The sequence below is a fragment of the Burkholderia sp. Ac-20392 genome (genome assembly GCF_017104585.1).
Taxonomy (GTDB): domain Bacteria; phylum Pseudomonadota; class Gammaproteobacteria; order Burkholderiales; family Burkholderiaceae; genus Burkholderia; species Burkholderia lata.
In genome coordinates this window covers 1-17799 of record NZ_JAAGPB010000143.1, presented here as the reverse complement: position 1 = coordinate 17799, position 17799 = coordinate 1, and the positions used below count along the sequence as shown (strand labels likewise).

Genomic DNA, 17799 nt, shown 5'->3' with positions numbered 1-17799 from the left:
GGTCAGGCTGAGCGCGCGCGTCGTGCGCGTGAGCAACGCCGCGCCGTAGTGGCGCTCGAGCGCGGTCAGCCGCTCGGACACGGTGGCCGGCGACAGCCCGAACTCACGACCCGCCGCGGCCAGCCCACCCTTCTCCACGATGCGCAGGAACAGCGCGAGATTGTCGAGCAGCATTATTCGCCTCTTCCGAACGATATTTTCGAAGTCTGCCCAATTATCCGAAATATCCGCAAGCGATACAGTGTGGCAACACCTGGCCACGCGGCCGCCGCTCGACACTTCGACCTCCCAAAGGAAACCCGCCATGGAATACCGCACCCTCGGCCGCTCCGGCCTCAAGGTTCCCGTCCTGAGCTTCGGCGCCGGCACGTTCGGCGGCACCGGCCCGCTGTTCAGCGCATGGGGCAACACGGGCGTCGACGAAGCGCGCCGCCTGATCGACATCTGCCTCGAAGCCGGCGTGAACCTGTTCGACACGGCCGACGTGTATTCGGACGGCGAATCCGAGCGCGTGCTCGGCGCCGCGATCAAGGGACGCCGCGACCAGGTGCTGATCTCGACGAAGACGGGCCTGCCGACCGGCAGCGGCCCGAACGACGCGGGCACGTCGCGCGCGCGGCTGGTCCGCGCCGTCGACGACGCGCTGCGCCGCCTCGACACCGACTACATCGACCTGCTGCAACTCCACGCGTTCGATGCCAGCACGCCGGTCGAGGAAGTGATGTCGACGCTCGATGATCTCGTGCGCGCGGGCAAGCTGCGCTACATCGGCGTGTCGAACTTCGCGGGCTGGCAGATCATGAAGTCGCTGGCGGCGGCCGATCGGCACGGCTGGTCGCGTTACGTGGCGAACCAGGTCTACTACTCGCTCGTCGGCCGCGACTACGAGTGGGACCTGATGCCGCTCGGCGCCGACCAGGGGCTCGGCGCGCTCGTCTGGAGCCCGCTCGGCTGGGGCCGGCTCACCGGCAAGATCCGGCGCAACACACCGCTGCCCGAAAGCAGCCGCCTGCATGAAACGGCCAGCTTCGGGCCGCCGGTCGACGACACGCGCCTGTACGACGTGGTCGATGCGCTCGACGCGATCGCCGAAGAAACCGGCAAGACCGTGCCGCAGATCGCGCTGAACTGGCTGCTGCAGCGCCCGACGGTATCGTCGGTGATCGTCGGCGCGCGCAACGAGGAACAGCTGCGGCAGAACCTCGGCGCGGTCGGCTGGGCACTGACCGATGCGCAGGTCGCGAAGCTCGACGCGGCGAGCGCGGTGGAAGCGCCTTATCCGTACTTCCCGTATCGCCGCCAGCAGGCGTTTGCGCAACTCAATCCGCCGCTGCGCGGGTAAGCGTCGACGGCCGGCGAAGGGGGGCGTGCAGCCTTACGCCGGCACGCGCGCCTCGCCGAGCCGCACGACCTTGTCGGCCGGCCCGATCACCGAGCGCCGGTGCGTGATCGCAACGACCGTGACGTCGCGGGCCAGCAGCCGCACGTGTTCCATGATGTCGCGTTCGGTGGCTTCGTCGAGCGCGGAACTCGCTTCGTCGAGAAACAGCACGGTCGGAACGCCATACAGCGCACGGGCGATCGCGATGCGCTGGCGCTCGCCGCCGGACAGCTTCAGCCCGCGCTCGCCCACCGTGGTGCGGAAGCCGTCCGGCAGGCTCTCGATGAACGTCAGGATCGCCGCCTTCGCGGCCGCTTCATGCAGACGCCGCGCATCGCGCGGCCGGCCGAGCAGGATGTTGTCCTCGAGGCTTTCGTTCAGCAGCACGACATCCTGCGGCACGACGGCCACCGCGCCGTACCAGTCGGCGCGATCGATATCAGCGAGATCGACGCCGTCGACGAGAATGCGCCCGCCGGTCGGCTCGATCGACTTCAGCGCGAGCTTGAAGACGGTGGATTTCCCCGCGCCGGTTTCGCCGACGAGGAACGTGATCGCACCTCGCTCGGCGACGAAATCGACGTCGGTCACGCCTCGGCCATTGTCGTACACGTAGGCGACGCGGTCGAACACGATGCGCCCGTCGCGCGGCGCGAACGCCGACGCGTGCGACACCTGCCGTTCCTCGGGCGCCGTCCACAGCGCCGCGAACGGCACGAGCGCCGCGCGGGAGCGGGCGCACTCGTCGACCGCGCGCGCGATCATTTCGAACGGCTGGTTCAACTGCAGCAGCAACGTGTTGAACAGCACGATGTCGCCGATCGACAGCGTGCCCGCCGCATGGCGCGGCAGCAGCAGCCAGAACGTCACCGCGAACTGGATCGCGAGGCCGAGACCCAGCACCGCGAGATAGCGGACGTGCTGCAGCACATACGCGCGCCAGCTGTCGCGCTCGACACGCGCTTTCTCCGAGAAACGTTCGTTCATCCAGCGATGGCTGCCGAAATGCCGGAGCGTCTCCATCGCATTGATCGCGCCGCCGACGAAGCGCGCATTTTCCTGCCCGGCCTCGATCGCGCGATCGAGAAACGCGCGCGAGCGCCGCGCGCCGACGATCGCGATCGTCACCGCGACCGCGCCGTAGGCGACGGTGATGGCCACGACCTCGACGTTGATCAGCGCGCCGAGCGTGACGAGCGTGAGCACGATCTGCAGCGTGCCGGGGATCAGGTCCATCAGGCTCAGCAGCACGAGCACCGACAGCGCCCGGCTGCCGCGCTCGTTCGCGTTCTGGATTTCCGCGGGATTGTGCTCGACGAAGAAGGCCGTGGTCTTCTTCAGGATGCGCTCGAAAAATCGCGTGCTGGTGATGAAGCCCAGATTCTCCGAGCTCATGAACGCGAGGTACTGCACCACGCGTTGCAGCGCGCTGGAGAGGCCCAGCAGCACCGCGTAGAGCACGAAGCCCGGAACCAGCGCGTGGAGCACGCCGTGGTGCGACAGCGCGTCGATCAGGCGCGAGAACAGATAGGGGGCGGCAACCGCGCTCGCGCTCGACAGGAGGACGACCGCCACGACCGTCAGCAACATCAGGCGATCGGCCTTCCAGTAGGCCCGCAGGACCTCGGTGATCGGATGCGACGCACGGGTTTCGTTCATGGCGGGATGAACCGGGCACGGCGCAGCCCGGATGGCGGCGATGGGCGAAAAAGTCTAACAGAGTGAAAGGAATGGCGTGGTGGCGTTCGGGTGGTATGACTGTCGCGCTGCGCGGCTCCCGGAGCCTCGTTCCGTTCGAAAGGACCCCGCTGATCACTTCCGTTCCAAGGGCCGCCTGCAAATCCGAACGTTGCGCCAGAACCGGAGCGACTCGACGGAGCGACGGTTGGCACTCACATTGACATATCGGTAAATCTCGATATACTCGCTGCCCATGGAATTGCTCGACATCTTCAAAGCCCTCTCGAACCGGACCCGCCTTGAAATCCTGCAGGGTTTGAAGGATCCCGTGAAGAATTTCCCGCCGCAGGATGAAGGGGACGTTCACACGGTGGGCGTCTGCGTCAGCAGTATTCAGGAAGGCGTCGGGCTGTCGCAGTCGACGGTGTCCGATTACCTTGCGACGCTGCAACGAGCAGGCCTGGTGGAAGTCAGGCGCATCGGCCAGTGGACTTACTACAAGCGCAACGAAGCAGCGATCAGCGCGCTGGCCAAGACCATCGGCAAAGATCTGTAATTTTTTGCCCCATTATATCGATAATTCCCGATATCCCTTTTTATCGAAACGAGGATGTGCAATGAAAGCGCTGTTGCTCAAGTCATTTGGCGGCCCGGAATCATTCGAACTACGTGACGTGCCCAAGCCGGTGCCCCACGCCGGACAAGTCCTGGTCCGGGTCCATGCCACCTCCGTCAATCCACTGGATTACCAGGTCCGACGGGGCGACTATCCGGACCTGGTGCCACTTCCGGCCATTACCGGACACGACGTATCGGGCGTGGTCGAAGCTGTCGGGCCCGGCGTGACGGCCTTCTCGCCGGGGGACGAAGTCTGGTACACCCCGCAAATCTTCGACGGGCCAGGCAGTTATGCCGAGTACCACGTGGCTGCCGAAGGCATCGTCGGGAAGAAGCCTCCGTCGTTGAGCCACCTTGAAGCGGCCAGCCTGACGCTGGTTGGCGGGACCGTTTGGGAAGCACTGGTCGCGCGTGCGGCGCTGCGCGTGGGGGAAAGCATTCTGGTACACGGCGGCGCGGGCGGCGTCGGCCATGTGGCGATCCAGCTCGCCAAAGCCATCGGCGCAAGGGTGTTCACGACCGTGCGCGAAGCAAACGTCGAATTCGCTCGCAACCTTGGGGCCGATGTGGTCATCGACTACGAAAAGGACGATTACGTCGACGCCGTCATGCGAGACACCGGTGGTCGTGGCGTCGATGTCGTGTTCGACACCATCGGCGGCAACACCTTGTCGCGCAGCCCCGATGCGCTCGCTCAACTTGGCCGCGTCGTCACGATCGTGGACATCGCCCAGCCGCAAAACGTCATTCAGGCCTGGGGCAAGAACGCGAGCTATCACTTCGTGTTCACGCGACAGAATCGCGGCAAGCTGGATGAGTTGAGTGCGTTGATCGAGCGTGGACAGCTGCGGCCACACGTGGGTGCGGTCTATTCCCTTGCCGACGTTCCGCTCGCACACGCCCTGCTGGAACGTCCCAACCACGGTGTTCGAGGAAAGATCGCGATTGCGGTCGAGCCGTCGGCTTATCCCGAACGTGGTGCCGGCTTCCAAGGGGTGTGATCTTTTTCTTGCATGCTGACCGTAGCGAGTGGTGCGTGATTCGCGGTGAGTCGCGAGCATCAGGGTTGCGTGTGGGCTGAACCCGACAGACCCAAGCGCAGCCGGCGCGATCACCGCGGGCTTTGGCGGACGGTCGACGGCGCGAGAATGGTACGGATCGTGGCACCATGAAATGCCGTCACCATGGGCCTACCCATGGGGCCGCGAACTTCCTATCGTGGAGACCTGCGACGCGCCGGCCGGATCGGCGGCGCGCCCCCTTCTCCTCGACAGGTCCGCCAACATGAACGCCAACGACACCGGACTGACCGTACGCGCGGTCACGGAAAACGACTACGACCAGTGGCTGCCGCTGTGGGACGGCTACAACCGCTTCTACGGCCGCTTCGACGATACGGCCCTGCCGCTGCGGGTCACACAACTCACGTGGTCGCGCTTCTTCGACGGTTACGAACCCGTGCACGCGCTCGTCGCGGAGCGCGACGGCCGGCTCGTCGGGCTCGTGCATTTCCTGTATCACCGCAGCACGACGCATATCGGGCCGACCTGCTACCTGCAGGACCTGTTCACGCTCGACAGCGAGCGCGGCAAGGGCGTCGGCCGCGCGCTGATCGAAGCCGTGTACGACGCCGCGCGTGCGCATCGCGCCGAACGCGTGTACTGGCAGACACACGAGACGAATCACACGGCGATGCGGCTCTACGACACCGTCGCGGCAAAGCCGGGGGCGGTGCTCTACCGGAAGGAGTTGTCGCGCTGAGATGGACGGTGAGACGTGGGCAAGCGCCATGTCACGGATTACCCCGCCCGATTGAAGGCCATGATCGCTTCCGGGAACAGCCGCTTCGGCAAACCCGGTAGCCCCGGGGATACAAGATCATCGTTTCGGTCGATTTTTGTGTCCCCGAGGCTACCCACTCAACCCATCGGCCGCGCCTTGATCCACAAAAACAGCGGCACGCGCGCCCACTGCTTCAACTGGTCCGTATCCGCCTGGTCGGGCGGCGGCTCGCGCAGCGACACGATCGCGAACCCGGCCGCTTCCAGCGCTTCCATGTACGCCTGCAGCGGCAGCGACCAGCCGGCGAAGTGCATCGACAGCCCGTCGCGCGTTTCCACGCCGTCGAAGTGCTCGCGCCCGAAATAGCTGCCCTTCAGCACGAACGGCGCATCGGGTTGCGGCCCCGCGAAGGCGCCGCGATCGCGGAACGGATGCACGAGCGAAATGAACAGCGTCCCGCCCGGCTTCAGCACGCGGCGCGCTTCGTTCAACGCGCGCTGCATGTCGTCGAGGTCCATCAGCACGTTGTACGCCATTACGAGATCGAAGCTGGCTGAATCGAACGGCAGCGACGCCGCGTCGGCCAGTTCGTAGCGATGCGCGGAATCCGCGTGACGCGCGGCGTCGAGCATCGCGGGCACCACGTCGGTCGCGGTCACGTCGTAGCCGAGCGCCTTCAGTTCGCGGCTCACGCGGCCTTCGCCGCAGCCGATCTCCAGCGCGCGGCCGGTGTCGCGGCCGATATAGGCCGCGAGCCCCGCGCGGTATTTCCAGAACGCATCGTGCCCCGGCTTGCCGGCCCAGCCGATCCATTGGTCGGCGACCTGTGTCCAGTGTTCGGTGATGGCTTTCGTGTCGGTCATGTGCGCTCCCGTCCGGCATGCGTCGTTGGCTGAGGATGCGCATGGTAAGCCGAAGCGGCGAACGGTGTGAGCGCGTTGCACCGCTTCGGCCGGTTTCCGTTTCCGGTCGCGAAGTTCTACAGTTACATAAAACAACTTGCGCCGCCGCGCGTCGCCCGCCGCTCGTCGATGCGCACCCGATTCCGAGGACATCCCATGCCGAGCATCCTGGCCGCGCCCGCCAATCTCCCGCCCAGCCCCGTCGCGTCGGAAACGCGCATGGTGCACGACGTCGCCACGCTGAAACCGTCCGACTATCGTTCGGCGGACGGCGCGTCGTGGGTCATCTCCACTCTCACGCCGGCCGCGGACAGCGGCACGAACGTGACCGGCACCACGTACTTCGACACTGCGAAAGGCCAGACCGTCCCGGTGCCCGACGCGCGCCGCCGCTATGTGAATCGCGGCACGTGGCAGGTCGTCGCGAGCTCGAGCCCGTCCGTACCGGCCACCGGCCGCTACGACTGGCTGACGCTCGCCTGGCTGCCAATCAACCGGCGGCCGCTGCCCCAGACGCCCGAGCACCTGTATTCGCCGTTCATTCGCGGCGGCACGATCGTGTATCGCTGGAATCCGGCGGCGGAAGGCGGCGAGCAGTTCGGCAACGTGCGGATGATCTTTCCGGAATGGACGCAGCAGGTGGCCGATGCGTTGCGGGCGGCTCCGGCAGCGTCGACGGACGGAACGAGTGCGTCGGCCGTATCGTCGGCGCTCGATCGCCTGAAAGCGGATACGAATCCGATGACCGCCGTGCTCGACTTCAGCGATGCGCTGCGCGATGAACCGGTGGAGCGGATCGTCGCGCGGCTGCCGCTGCTGCTGCGGGTGAAGGATCTGCACGAACTGTCGGCGATCGTGTTTCTGTGCCTCGCCGGATCGCGCGCGGAAGACCGGCCGCGCTTCGCTGAAATGATCAACGGGTCGATCGCGTCGACCGACGACAGCGCACGCCTGCTCGCGATCGCGTATGGCGCATTCGCGGCCGGCCGGGCGCGGCCCTATCCATTCAACGATGCCGGGCAGACCGCGCGTATCAATGACGTGTTCGGCGCGTTGAAGCAGCGGACGGCGGCGCTCAATGTGCCGGTTGCGGAAGGGTCGCCGTGGTATGAGTTTTTCACGGCGTATCGGCTTGGCGGGACGGTGTCCGGCAACGGACAGTGATCGCCTGCAATAGTCAGCCCCGCGACCGCAAAACTCGATCGCCAGTACCCACAATCTCTCGCAGCGAGTCAATCGGCCTTTTATCCGCGCATAACACCGCGATGAATAAATGCCGAATCGGTTTTCGATCTATTCGACCTTTTGCGTCGAATCGTCCCGTGCTAGATTTTCTCCCGGCCACAGAGCCATCTCAAATAACCCGAACTAAAAAAGACCAAATCATGAAATCTGTATTCCGTCATGCCGCGCTGGCATTGGTGACGATCGGCTTCCTGTCAGGCTGCGCGAGCAGCGTGACACGCGAGGCCAGCGATCAGGCGGGGGCCATCGCAACTGCATCGACGTCCAAATTCGGCACGAAGCCCGTGATCGTGCAAGTCACGCTCGACAATGCCGCGCAGGAAGCGCTGAAAGACAATCTGAAATTCAGCCCCGAAAACCTGAAAGGGAAAATCGAAAGCGCACTGGCCGCACGCAAGCTGCTGGCAACGGCCGGTTCGACCGACGCGATGCACCTGAATGTCGAAGTCACCGGCATTCGCACGCGATCGAGTTTCTCGGCCGTCATGTTCGGCTTCATGGCCGGCAGCGATTATGTCGACGGCACCGTGACGCTCGCCGACGCCGACAATCATCCGATCGACCGCTTCAAGGTGTCGGCATCGTATGCGCTCGGCGGCATCGCCGGCATCGACAGCATGCGCATGGACTGGCTGTACGAGAAATTCACCGAGAAGACGCTCGCGACGCTCGATCCGGCGGGCGCGGCCACGCAGGCCGACACGGCGCCGGCAGCATCGAAGAAGCTGTAAGACCCGACGCCCGACGGATCGCGAATGCGCGGCCCGTCGGGTAACGGCGGTGGATCACATGCCACCGCCAGCGAATGCGCTCGCCGGTCGCGAACCGACCGCCATGCAATACGCGAGTGAATGCCCTGTGCTCGCATCTGGCGGAGTTCCTGTTCCGTCAAACCAGCCGATAGACATCGGATCGCGGCCGCGCCCACCGACCGCCACAACACACTCACACCTGCTCGCACGGCGATAAAAAAGCGGCCGCTCGCGGGAGGAGCGGCCGTCAAGGAAAGATCCCCGTTCGGGATACCGGGGGACACCACATCTCACCGGTATGCGTGTTGTTGATGACCGCCATTCCGCTGACCATCAGACCGGTCTGATTCGCGGCCCTTCCGCCTGAAAATCACGCAGTCCTGATCCACGCGAGTTCACCGAATCCGCAACGCGCCGTTACGTTCTCGACGGGAACCCCCATACGCGGCGACCTGTCGAATCGCCGCACGACCGTCGACGGCTTCATCACCGTGGCGGACAATCCCCTCTCCAGCCCCGCTCGATCACGTCCCGCCCTTTCATGCTGAGCATTGGTCCCTTCTCGATCCGCGTCGTCGCGGTAGCTGTCGCCGCGCTGCTCGCGTGGCTCGTCGCCCGTTTCATCCAGCGTCGCCCGCCGGACGGACATCACAAGACCGCGTCGAGCCTGATCCTCGATACGTTGCTGTTCGGCCTGCTCGCCGCGCGTATCGGCTACGTCGCGCAGTGGTGGCACGAGTACGCCGCCGCGCCGCGCTCGATCATCGCGCTCGGCGATGGCGGCTTCGACTGGCGCATCGGCCTCGCGGCGGGCATCGTGTTCGCGGGCTGGCGCCTGCGCCGCCTGCCGGCGCTGCGTCGCCCGGTGATGGCCGGCATGCTTGCGGGCATTGCCGCATGGGGCATCGCGCAAGGCACGCTCGCCACGTTGCAGCACAGCGCGCCGCCGCTTGCCGCGTTGCAACTCGAAGCACTCGATGCCACGCCGGTGCCGGTGCAACGCTTCGCGGGCAAGCCCGTCGTCGTGAACCTGTGGGCCACGTGGTGCCCGCCGTGCCAGCGCGAAATGCCGATCCTCGCGCAAGCGCAGCAGGCGCATCCGGGGATGACGGTGCTGATGGTCAACCAGGGCGAAGACGCGCAAGCGGTGCGCGCGTTCCTCGAACAGAAAGGGCTGCGATTCGATCACGTGCTGCTCGATCGCACGCTGCACGCGATGAAAACCTACGGTTCGCGCGGGCTGCCGACGACGCTCTTCTTCGACGCGAAAGGCAACCTCGTCGAATCGCACATGGGCGAGATCACCGCCGCGCGGCTGAATGATGCCGTGGCGGATCGCTTCGGCCAGTAACGCGCGACGGCCGAAGAACCGCTGTACAGCGTCGTCACATCCGCGCCTCGACCGCGGCCAGCCGGGCCGGCAGGTGTTCCAGCAACGCATCGACGGCAGCGCGCACTTTCAGCGGAAGATGCAGCGTGTAAGGCCACACCGCCTGGATCGGAAAGATCTCGCCCGGCCGATCGGGCAGCAACTCCCGCAGCACGCCGCCGCGCAACGCGTCGCGCACCAGCCAGTACGGCAACCACGCGACGCCCAGATCCGCGACGGCCGCATCCATCAGCGCACTCAAATCGTCGGACAGCAAACGAACGGCGGGCTGCAGCTCCACGCGCTGACCGTCGACGATCACGCGCCAGCGATGCACCTGGCCGAAACGCGTATAGGCCAGCGCCTTGTGCCGTTCGAGTTCTTCATAGGTCGTAGGCTCGCCGCAGCGGCTCAGGTACGCCGGCGATGCGCAGAACGCCATCCGGTGCTCGCCCAGCGGTCGCGCCACCAGCTCGCTGCTGTTCGGCAACGTGCCGACGCGAATCGCCAGATCGAAACGCTCCTCGACCAGGTCGACGGAACGATCGCTGAACGACAGGTCGAGATCGAGCTCGGGATGCGCCTTCGCCAGTTCGATCAGGATCGGCGCCACGCAAAGATGACCGAAGAGCGTGGGCATCGACACACGCAGGCGCCCCTTCATCTGCCATTTGCCGGTTTCCAGCAGCGCCTCGCCCGCCTGGATCTGCTCCATCGCGCGCAGGCAATGGTCGTAGAACAACGCGCCTTCGTCGGTCAGGCTCTGGCTGCGCGTCGTCCGCTGAAACAGCACGACGCCCAGCCGCTCCTCGAGGCGCGCGATGCTCTTGCCGACCGCCGATCGCGTGATATGCAGCTTCTCCGCGGCTTCCGCAAAGCTGCTCGCTTCCGCCGCAGCGATGAAGACGTCGATGCCCTTCAGGTTGTTTCGCATGCGATTGGGGACAAATACGCTACACAGTGCGTCGATCTTATCGCTTTTGGCGATAAAAGGTGGCTGATAGGATCGATTTCAGTCCTCACATTCGCAACGGAGCACCCCGCATGGCCCGGATCCTCGTCCTCAAATCAAGCATCAACGGCAGCCAGTCGCAAACCGGAGCGCTGATCGACACGTTTCTGGCCGAGCGCCAGGCCAACGGCCATGCCGACGACGTGATCGTGCGCAATCTCGTCGACACCGACCTGCCGATGCTCGACAGCGAGCTGTTTCACGCGCTGCGCGGCGCAGCCAACCCGAGCGAGCGTGCACAACGCGCGATCGTGCTGTCCGACGAACTGATTGCCGAACTCAAGGGCAGCGACCTGCTGCTGATCGGCGCGCCGATGTACAACCTCAACGTGCCGACCCAGTTGAAGAACTGGTTCGACCTCGTCGCGCGTGCCCGCGTGACGTTCCGGTACACGGAGACGTACCCAGTGGGGCTCGTCGAAGGCATCAGCGCGATCGTGTTCAGTTCTCGCGGCGGCGTGCACGTCGGCCAAGAGACGGATGCGGTCACGCCGTACCTGCGTGCCGTGCTCGGCCTGATGGGTATCGTCGACGTGGAATTCGTCTATGCGGAAGGGCTCGACATGAAGCCGCACGGTTTCGAAGCGGGGCTGGCGAATGCACGCCGGCAGATGGACGCGCTGCACGGGTGAGTCGGAATGCACGGCGACGTTCTCGCGCGAGGTCCGGCGTTACCTGCTCGACGTGAATGACATCGCCGTGCAACGCGCGGCTGTTGAATCGAAGCATTCGACCGACACGCTTTCTGACATATCGGCAATGAAGTGACAACGCGGCCCGCGAGCGCAATCGCCGTGGAATCGTTGCGCAGCAAGCAGCAAGACATCGGCATGACCGTCGGTACCGATGACGACGCTCCAGACCAGCGCCTGACAACGCTCGATCTCGGCTAGAGTGGTCGCACGTTTTCGCTTGGAGTATCAGGTCATTTCGTCATGCCAATCATTTGACGGGATGCCGATCGACATTCGCTGCGTAAACGAGCGCGGCCCGCTGGTGCACTACCACCCGCGGGCCGCTGACCACAACCCACTCATCATGGGAGTCAGTCATGGCTGACGCGAATCATAACGCACCCTTTCGTTTCCACGATTGTTTCGTCTCGAGTCAATCGTCTCTCCAGACCCGTCGTATCGTTCCGCACCTCAGGCTTGCCGACATGGCGCCGCCTGTCCTCCATCTGTGGATGAAGCTATCCGGCCGCTGGATCGAAGCTGCGGGCTTCGAACCAGAGCAGCGTTTGCGGATCGACGTGACGCACAAGCGGCTGGTGATCACGCCGATCGACGAAGCGGACGGCGATCATGCCCGGAAGGGTGGATTCCCTGATGTCGATCAACCGACGGGGCAGCACCAACGGCAGTTGTCGATGGTGACGGAGGAGGCGTAATGAATCGCAACGACTCACGCCGATACGCCGACAACCTGCCGGCTGACTTCGATTTCGACTTTGACCTGGACGACGCTGACGCACTGTCGGCCAAGTCCACGCTTGTGCTGAAGCTCAACGCACTGATCGTCTCCCGCGGCCTGACCGAAGAGGAGGCTGTCGCGCTCTCGGAAATGGCCCGGCCGGTGGTCACCCCCGAGCAGCGCGATCGACTCCGGAACGTTTCGCTGGAGCTGCTGATGCGCACACTGGTGTCGCTTGGCCAGCATGTTGAAATCGTCGTGCGGCCTGCGGGGAAATCCCGCCCGGCGGGTATCACGGTTTCGGTCTGACGGCCGGCGAAATAGACGGAAACGAAGCAGGACCGCGGTCGGGTCTGACCTGGCCGCCGCCGTAGCAGTTTCGGCACCACAAGCGTTCAATACTTGGACGAGCTCGCACCGATATTCACGAAAGCAAGCGCCGCAAGCCGACGGCATGACACGATGCCGTACTGCTCAAAAGCTCCGCGCGACAAGGCATGCCGAGCGTGCCGAAGGGCGTTCGCCAAACACCGTTCCACCGGCAATCCGCCGATCAATCAATTCTTCGATCTCAGCGATGAAAGGTAGCCCTGTCGCAATGATTTCGGCGCTTGCAGCATATACCCGAACGGATATAATTCATGGAGCCAAAACGGAAATTGCTTTACTGGGAAGGTGCGTCGAAAAAAGACTTCAAGGCATTTCCCATTGAGGTACAGAAGGACATGGGCGTAGCGCTGTTCATTGTCCAGTCGGGTCGCACGCCGGAGTCAGCAAAACCATGGAAAGGGTTGGTTTCCGGTGTGTACGAGCTGGTCGACGACCATCGCGGCGATGCATTCCGGGTGGTGTACATCGTGCAAATTGGCGATGCAGTTCATGTACTCCATGCCTTTCAGAAGAAATCCAAGTCCGGCATTGCCACACCGCAACCGGATGTGGAATTGATCAGGAAGCGGTTGAAAGCAGTGCTTGCCCGGCATGGGCGAGCAGGAGATAAGTGATGAATCGCAAGGAATATCCTCAGGGCACCGACAACGTGCTTGTCGACCTGGATTTCGACGACGCCCAGGAACTGACGGCCAAGGCCGCGCTCGCCCTCAAACTCAACGAACTGATCGACCAGCGCGGCCTGACTCAGATCGAGACGGCATCCATCATCGGCATGACACAGCCCAAGGTGTCTCAAGTACGTCGCTACAAGCTCCAGAACATTTCACTGGAGCGACTGATGCAAGCACTGGTGTCGCTGGGCCAGCATGTGGAAATCGTGGTGCAACCGGCAAGACGCTCGCGTTCGGCTGGTATCACAGTCGCAGCGTGACTCAGACCCCGTGCCGGAAAAAACGTGTAAGGCGCCGGCATACCCTCGGCGCTCGCATGAGCCGGCGTTAGGAGCAGCGCGATCAACCATGAACAGCATGACTGCGACCGGGCCCAACGGTCGCCGCCGAAGCCCCTCCGATACACGCCGGTTCAATGTATCGTGAACGATCGTTACAACCAATCAGACCGGGGTGAGTTTGCAATGTACTGCCTCCCGTCTTCCGTGAGCTTGTGAGCGCAGCGCGCCGCCCGTCGAACCGATGTTTCACGTCGCGGCAACGCAAGTGACGCAAGCTGCCGGCCGCGCCCCACTCCATTCAGCAGTACCCGCACGCGGCGTTCCGCCGCACCTCCCCCGCTGCTGCGTCATTCGCGGATAATCCCGCCATCCCCCCACCGGAGTCACGCCATGCCCATCGACACCTTCGGTACTCTCGTCGCGGCGTCGCTCGTGCTCCTGTTCGGCCAGCTTCTGGTCACGCGCATCGGTGTGCTGCGCGCATACACGATCCCCGAGCCCGTCGCGGGCGGCCTCGTCGTCGCGCTGGCGCTCACTGCGTTGCGCGGCTTCGCGGGCACCGAGATCCGTTTCGACACGTCGCTGCAAACGCCGCTGATGCTCGCGTTCTTCGCGTCGATCGGCCTGAACGCCAAGCTGTCGACGCTCAAGTCGGGCGGCCCGATGCTGCTGCGCTTCCTGCTCGTCGTGCTCGGGCTGCTGATCCTGCAGGACGCGCTCGGCATCGGTCTCGCCAAGGCGCTCGGCCTCGATCCGCTGCTCGGCCTGCTGGCCGGCTCGATCACGCTATCGGGTGGGCACGGCACGGGGGCCGCGTGGAGCAAGGTCTTTGCGGAGCGCCACGGCCTCGCGTCGGCGACCGAAGCCGCGATCGCGTGCGCGACCTTCGGCCTCGTGCTGGGCGGCCTGCTCGGCGGGCCGGTCGCGCGCTACCTGACGCGCAACGTGAAGATTCCCGGCCTCGCGGAACCGCATGCACCCCAGGGCGCCGCTGGCGACACTGGCGGCCTCGAACATCCAAAGGAGCAGCAGTCGATGACGCCGTCCGCGTTCATCAACACGCTCGCGCTGTTCGCGATTTCGCTATCGGGCGGCACGGCGATCGAGTCGCTGATCCGCGGCACCGCATTCGAGCTGCCAACGTTTGTGTGCGTACTGTTTGTCCGCGTCGTGCTCAGCAACGGGCTGTCATTGTTCGGCTGGCGCCCGTCCGAGCACGCGGTGTCGCTGCTCGGCAACGTAAGCCTGTCGCTGTTCCTCGCGATGGCGTTGATGACACTGCGCCTGTGGGATCTCGCGTCACTCGCGCTGCCAATCCTCGTGCTGCTCGTGTCGCAGACGCTGCTGATGGTCGGGTATGCGGTGTTCGTCACGTACCGGATGATGGGCCGCAACTACGACGCGGCCGTGCTGGCCGCCGGCCACTGCGGCTTTGGGCTCGGCGCGACACCCACCGCGATCGCGAACATGCAGGCCGTTACCGCTCGGTTCGGCCCGTCGCATATGGCGTTCCTGATCGTGCCGATGGTCAGCGCGTTCTTCATCGACATCGCGAATGCGCTCGTGATCAAGCTGTTTCTTGCGCTGCCGATTTACGGTTGATTCACGATGTAGCCACGTGACGCGCCGCTCAGGGCCGCGACAGCACCAGCACGCGCCCGCCGACCCGGTGCAGCTTGAGCCAACCCATGTCGGCGGTAAAACGCAGTTGCTGCAAGTTGAAATCGAACGGGGCTCGCTCGGCCGCCTTGATCACGGCATCGGCGATCCAGCGAATCAGCACCTTGCCCTCTTCGGTGGTTTGATGGCCGGTCTGGCCGCCGCAGAAATGGCGATTCCCGGCGTTGACCTGCATTTGTAACTGCATCCAGTGGCCCGGCAGGCCCGGCAAGGTCCGGAACAGGTCGGCCACGCGCTGCGTCGTCAGGCTGCGCGCCCACAGTGCGCTGTCGCCATCCGGCCGCTCCAGGTTGTGGCGATCCGCAACCTGGGCCTGGCCCTTGATGTCGCCTTTCAGGGAATCGGGTTTCGTCATGACGCTTTCCTCGCGATGGGCCCGGCAACGGGCCGGTTGAATGGACAAGGACTTCGGAGAACGGGTGAACTGAACCACGGATGGGTTCGACCTTGACACCACGCCGCCACGAACGACAGGCCGGCGACACGCGCCGACCTGACTGTGCGGATCGGTTCGCACCCTGATCGATGCCGGGCAGGGGCCCCGCCCGAGCCGGTTGAACGATACGCGCATTGCAGGAATTCGACGCCTGTCAGCTATGTCAGGCTTCAATATCGGGCGTCTGTCCCCATCACGCCTTCTTCTTTCCCCTCAGCAGGAACGCCGCCGCCGTACACCCCGCCATCGCGACACCCGCGATCAGGAACGTATCGCTATAAGCCATCAGCAGCGCCTCGCGCATCACGCGCTGGTTCACGAGCGCGAGCGCCAGCTCGTGCACGCCGCCGGCTGACGAACCCGGCAACGCATCGGCACGCGGCACGTGCACGCGCGACAGCAGCCGCGCCAGCGTCGCCATGTGTTCCTGAAACGCTGCCGAGAACGGCGAAACGGCCTCGCCGATCCGCATCGCGTGCAGCTTCTGCCGCTCGACGACGATCTGACTCGCCACCGCGATGCCGATCGCGCCGCCGACGTTGCGCACCATGTTGAACACGCCGGATGCCGAACCGAGCTGCGCCTTCTCGATCCCGTCGACGGCCATCACCGACAGCGCGATCACGACGAGCGACTGCCCGATCCCACGCACGACGAGCGACGGCACGATCACGTTCGATGCAGCGTCGGCGGTCAGGTGAATGTTCATCAGGCAGCCGGCCGCGACGAGTGCGAAGCCGAGCACGATCGTCGTGCGCGGGCTCGTGCGGCGCATCAGCGGCGGCGTCAGGAACGACATTACGAACTGCACGAGCCCGTACGGAATCATCGCCAGGCCGATGTCGCGCGCGCTGTAACCGTGCAGCTCGGCGAAGTAGTTTGGCACGAGAAACACGACACCGAACACCACCGCGCCGAACAGGAACTGCATCAGGCTCGCGATCCCGAAGTTGTAGCGGCCAAGCAGCCGCAGGTTGATGAACGGCTCCTTGCGCCGCAGCTCGATCGCGACGAACGCAACGAGCCCCGCCACCGCGACGATCGACAGCTCGACGATCAGGTCGGACGCGAACCAGTCCTTGCGCCCGCCCTCCTCCAGCACGATCTGCAGCGCGCTCAGCCCGAGCGCCATCGTCGCGATCCCGAACCAGTCGGCCTGGCGCAGCTTCGACAACTGCACGGGCACCGGGCGGATCGCCCACGCGATCGCCGCGATCAGCGCAATCGCGGGCGGAATCTGCAGATAGAAGATCCAGCGCCACGAATACATGTCGGTGAGCCAGCCGCCGAGCGACGGCCCGGCCGCCTGCGCGACGTTGTTCGCGACCGCGAACAGCGCCATGCCGAACGGATGCTTCGACGGCGGCAGCTCGGTGACGATCAGCTGGAACGACAGCGGAATCAGCACACCGCCGAATGCGCCCTGCAATGCGCGCGCGACGATCATCGACGAGATGGTCGGCGCGACCGAGCACGCAATCGAGAACGCAAGAAACCCCGTTGCGCCGACGAGCAGCACGCGACGCGCGGAGAACACCTGCACGAGCCAGCCGGTGAGCGGGATCACGACGATCTCGGCCACGAGATATGCGGTCGAGATCCACGAGCCTTCCTCGAAGCTCGCGCCCAGCGACCCGCGGATGTCAGGCAGCGACGCGTTCGTCACGTGCACGTTCATCCCCGCCATGAAGCAGCCGAACACGCCGCCGAGCACCGCGACCCACGCGCGCAGCGAGACGGTTTCGTCGTGCGTGGCCTGCGCACCCTGCCCGGTGGCGGCCGTCACGATCCGGCTCCCGGCGCACCGCGCGTATCGACCCGCGCGATCACCGACATGCCGGGCCGCAGCACGAGGCCCGACGGCGGCGCATCGAGGCGGATCTTCACCGGCACGCGCTGCACGATCTTCGTGAAGTTGCCGGTCGCGTTGTCGGGCGGCAGCAGCGCGAATTCGGCACCCGAGCCCGGTGCGAGCCCGAGCACGCGGCCGTGCAGCGTGCGGCCCGAGTAGGTATCGACGTCGATCTCGACCGGCTGCCCGTCATGCATCGCGCCGAGCTGCGTCTCCTTGAAGTTCGCGACGACGTACACGTCGCGCAGCGGCACGACCGCGAGCAGCGGCATCCCGACCTCGACGTACTGGCCCGCGCGCACCGCACGCTGGCCGATCGTGCCGTCGCGGGA

At 65.0% G+C, this 17799-nt stretch carries 20 protein-coding genes; 13 read left to right on the top strand and 7 right to left on the bottom strand.

The window, feature by feature from the left end; all coding sequences use genetic code 11:
- The coding region (locus tag G3N99_RS17560; protein ID WP_206123036.1) for a LysR family transcriptional regulator at positions 1-174 on the bottom strand (174 nt) is incomplete at its 3' end.
- Between the two features lie 130 nt (positions 175-304).
- Here G3N99_RS17560 and G3N99_RS17555 point away from each other — a divergent pair.
- Complete coding sequence (locus G3N99_RS17555) at positions 305-1342, top strand: aldo/keto reductase (protein WP_206123035.1); 1038 nt, start codon at positions 305-307, stop codon at positions 1340-1342.
- A gap of 33 nt (positions 1343-1375) precedes the next feature.
- On the opposite strand, the gene G3N99_RS17550 is transcribed toward G3N99_RS17555, so the two are convergent.
- Positions 1376-3040, bottom strand: coding sequence for an ABC transporter ATP-binding protein (locus tag G3N99_RS17550; protein WP_206123034.1), 1665 nt, complete (start codon positions 3038-3040; stop codon positions 1376-1378).
- A gap of 274 nt (positions 3041-3314) precedes the next feature.
- Here G3N99_RS17550 and G3N99_RS17545 point away from each other — a divergent pair, with 274 nt between their 5' ends.
- The 3 genes from G3N99_RS17545 (at position 3315) to G3N99_RS17535 (ending at position 5440) form a co-directional block, all read left to right on the top strand.
- Positions 3315-3617 (top strand): metalloregulator ArsR/SmtB family transcription factor, encoded by a 303-nt coding sequence (locus G3N99_RS17545; protein ID WP_174914313.1) that lies wholly within the window; start codon positions 3315-3317, stop codon positions 3615-3617.
- Positions 3618-3678: 61 nt separating this feature from the next.
- Positions 3679-4680 (top strand): zinc-dependent alcohol dehydrogenase family protein, encoded by a 1002-nt coding sequence (locus G3N99_RS17540; protein WP_206123033.1) that lies wholly within the window; start codon positions 3679-3681, stop codon positions 4678-4680.
- Positions 4681-4963: 283 nt separating this feature from the next.
- Entirely contained in the window at positions 4964-5440 is a 477-nt protein-coding gene (locus G3N99_RS17535; RefSeq protein ID WP_174939774.1) for a GNAT family N-acetyltransferase, read from the top strand.
- A gap of 158 nt (positions 5441-5598) precedes the next feature.
- On the opposite strand, the gene G3N99_RS17530 is transcribed toward G3N99_RS17535, so the two are convergent.
- Positions 5599-6324: a class I SAM-dependent methyltransferase gene (locus G3N99_RS17530; protein WP_206123032.1), complete on the bottom strand. Its 726-nt coding sequence runs from the start codon at positions 6322-6324 to the stop codon at positions 5599-5601.
- A 195-nt stretch (positions 6325-6519) separates the two neighbouring features.
- Between G3N99_RS17530 and G3N99_RS17525 the strand changes: the two genes are divergently transcribed.
- The 3 genes from G3N99_RS17525 to G3N99_RS17515 all read left to right on the top strand — a co-directional run bounded on the left by G3N99_RS17525 (position 6520) and on the right by G3N99_RS17515 (position 9711).
- Entirely contained in the window at positions 6520-7527 is a 1008-nt protein-coding gene (locus tag G3N99_RS17525; RefSeq protein ID WP_206123031.1) for a hypothetical protein, read from the top strand.
- A gap of 221 nt (positions 7528-7748) precedes the next feature.
- Positions 7749-8339, top strand: a complete 591-nt coding sequence (locus tag G3N99_RS17520) for a DUF4410 domain-containing protein (RefSeq protein ID WP_206123030.1) — start codon at positions 7749-7751, stop codon at positions 8337-8339.
- Between the two features lie 562 nt (positions 8340-8901).
- The gene (locus tag G3N99_RS17515; RefSeq protein ID WP_206123029.1) at positions 8902-9711 is read left to right on the top strand and encodes a TlpA disulfide reductase family protein; all 810 of its coding nucleotides are present in this window, start codon (positions 8902-8904) and stop codon (positions 9709-9711) included.
- A gap of 34 nt (positions 9712-9745) precedes the next feature.
- Here the strand turns inward: G3N99_RS17515 and G3N99_RS17510 are convergent, their stop codons facing one another.
- Complete coding sequence (locus G3N99_RS17510; RefSeq protein ID WP_174939656.1) at positions 9746-10663, bottom strand: LysR family transcriptional regulator; 918 nt, start codon at positions 10661-10663, stop codon at positions 9746-9748.
- A gap of 110 nt (positions 10664-10773) precedes the next feature.
- Here G3N99_RS17510 and G3N99_RS17505 point away from each other — a divergent pair, with 110 nt between their 5' ends.
- From G3N99_RS17505 to gltS, 6 genes are all read left to right on the top strand, one after another.
- Complete coding sequence (locus G3N99_RS17505; RefSeq protein ID WP_174939573.1) at positions 10774-11373, top strand: NAD(P)H-dependent oxidoreductase; 600 nt, start codon at positions 10774-10776, stop codon at positions 11371-11373.
- A 419-nt stretch (positions 11374-11792) separates the two neighbouring features.
- Positions 11793-12131 carry a SymE family type I addiction module toxin gene (locus G3N99_RS17500; protein ID WP_174939575.1) on the top strand — a complete coding sequence of 113 codons (339 nt, stop codon included), beginning with the start codon at positions 11793-11795 and terminating at the stop codon, positions 12129-12131.
- Positions 12131-12463: an XRE family transcriptional regulator gene (locus G3N99_RS17495; RefSeq protein ID WP_206123028.1), complete on the top strand. Its 333-nt coding sequence runs from the start codon at positions 12131-12133 to the stop codon at positions 12461-12463. Before G3N99_RS17500 ends, G3N99_RS17495 begins: the two co-directional genes overlap by 1 nt.
- Positions 12464-12795: 332 nt before the next feature.
- The gene (locus G3N99_RS17490; RefSeq protein WP_206123027.1) at positions 12796-13158 is read left to right on the top strand and encodes a type II toxin-antitoxin system RelE/ParE family toxin; all 363 of its coding nucleotides are present in this window, start codon (positions 12796-12798) and stop codon (positions 13156-13158) included.
- A complete protein-coding gene (locus G3N99_RS17485; RefSeq protein WP_174939580.1) occupies positions 13158-13478 on the top strand; it encodes a helix-turn-helix transcriptional regulator in 321 nt (106 codons plus the stop codon). Before G3N99_RS17490 ends, G3N99_RS17485 begins: the two co-directional genes overlap by 1 nt.
- A gap of 411 nt (positions 13479-13889) precedes the next feature.
- Complete coding sequence (gltS, locus tag G3N99_RS17480) at positions 13890-15101, top strand: sodium/glutamate symporter (protein WP_206123026.1); 1212 nt, start codon at positions 13890-13892, stop codon at positions 15099-15101.
- Between the two features lie 28 nt (positions 15102-15129).
- On the opposite strand, the gene G3N99_RS17475 is transcribed toward gltS, so the two are convergent.
- The 3 genes from G3N99_RS17475 to G3N99_RS17465 form a co-directional block, all read right to left on the bottom strand.
- A complete protein-coding gene (locus G3N99_RS17475) occupies positions 15130-15534 on the bottom strand; it encodes a peptide ABC transporter ATPase (protein ID WP_174939584.1) in 405 nt (134 codons plus the stop codon).
- A gap of 274 nt (positions 15535-15808) precedes the next feature.
- A complete protein-coding gene (locus G3N99_RS17470) occupies positions 15809-17401 on the bottom strand; it encodes a DHA2 family efflux MFS transporter permease subunit (RefSeq protein ID WP_206123025.1) in 1593 nt (530 codons plus the stop codon).
- Positions 17398-17799: HlyD family secretion protein (locus G3N99_RS17465; protein ID WP_206123024.1), on the bottom strand; the 402-nt coding region annotated here is incomplete at its 5' end. The genes G3N99_RS17465 and G3N99_RS17470, both read right to left, overlap by 4 nt.

Excerpts from the sequence above, each read along its gene's own strand:
- G3N99_RS17500 (WP_174939575.1), top strand. The coding sequence starts at position 11,793 with ATGGCTGACGCGAATCATAACGCACCCTTTCGTTTCCACGATTGTTTC.
- G3N99_RS17515 (WP_206123029.1), top strand. The coding sequence starts at position 8,902 with ATGCTGAGCATTGGTCCCTTCTCGATCCGCGTCGTCGCGGTAGCTGTC.
- G3N99_RS17510 (WP_174939656.1), bottom strand. The coding sequence starts at position 10,663 with ATGCGAAACAACCTGAAGGGCATCGACGTCTTCATCGCTGCGGCGGAA.
- G3N99_RS17475 (WP_174939584.1), bottom strand. The coding sequence starts at position 15,534 with ATGACGAAACCCGATTCCCTGAAAGGCGACATCAAGGGCCAGGCCCAG.
- G3N99_RS17495 (WP_206123028.1), top strand. The coding sequence starts at position 12,131 with ATGAATCGCAACGACTCACGCCGATACGCCGACAACCTGCCGGCTGAC.
- G3N99_RS17555 (WP_206123035.1), top strand. The coding sequence starts at position 305 with ATGGAATACCGCACCCTCGGCCGCTCCGGCCTCAAGGTTCCCGTCCTG.
- gltS (WP_206123026.1), top strand. The coding sequence starts at position 13,890 with ATGCCCATCGACACCTTCGGTACTCTCGTCGCGGCGTCGCTCGTGCTC.
- G3N99_RS17535 (WP_174939774.1), top strand. The coding sequence starts at position 4,964 with ATGAACGCCAACGACACCGGACTGACCGTACGCGCGGTCACGGAAAAC.
- G3N99_RS17530 (WP_206123032.1), bottom strand. The coding sequence starts at position 6,324 with ATGACCGACACGAAAGCCATCACCGAACACTGGACACAGGTCGCCGAC.
- G3N99_RS17485 (WP_174939580.1), top strand. The coding sequence starts at position 13,158 with ATGAATCGCAAGGAATATCCTCAGGGCACCGACAACGTGCTTGTCGAC.
- G3N99_RS17545 (WP_174914313.1), top strand. The coding sequence starts at position 3,315 with ATGGAATTGCTCGACATCTTCAAAGCCCTCTCGAACCGGACCCGCCTT.
- G3N99_RS17540 (WP_206123033.1), top strand. The coding sequence starts at position 3,679 with ATGAAAGCGCTGTTGCTCAAGTCATTTGGCGGCCCGGAATCATTCGAA.
- G3N99_RS17525 (WP_206123031.1), top strand. The coding sequence starts at position 6,520 with ATGCCGAGCATCCTGGCCGCGCCCGCCAATCTCCCGCCCAGCCCCGTC.
- G3N99_RS17520 (WP_206123030.1), top strand. The coding sequence starts at position 7,749 with ATGAAATCTGTATTCCGTCATGCCGCGCTGGCATTGGTGACGATCGGC.
- G3N99_RS17550 (WP_206123034.1), bottom strand. The coding sequence starts at position 3,040 with ATGAACGAAACCCGTGCGTCGCATCCGATCACCGAGGTCCTGCGGGCC.
- G3N99_RS17505 (WP_174939573.1), top strand. The coding sequence starts at position 10,774 with ATGGCCCGGATCCTCGTCCTCAAATCAAGCATCAACGGCAGCCAGTCG.
- G3N99_RS17490 (WP_206123027.1), top strand. The coding sequence starts at position 12,796 with ATGGAGCCAAAACGGAAATTGCTTTACTGGGAAGGTGCGTCGAAAAAA.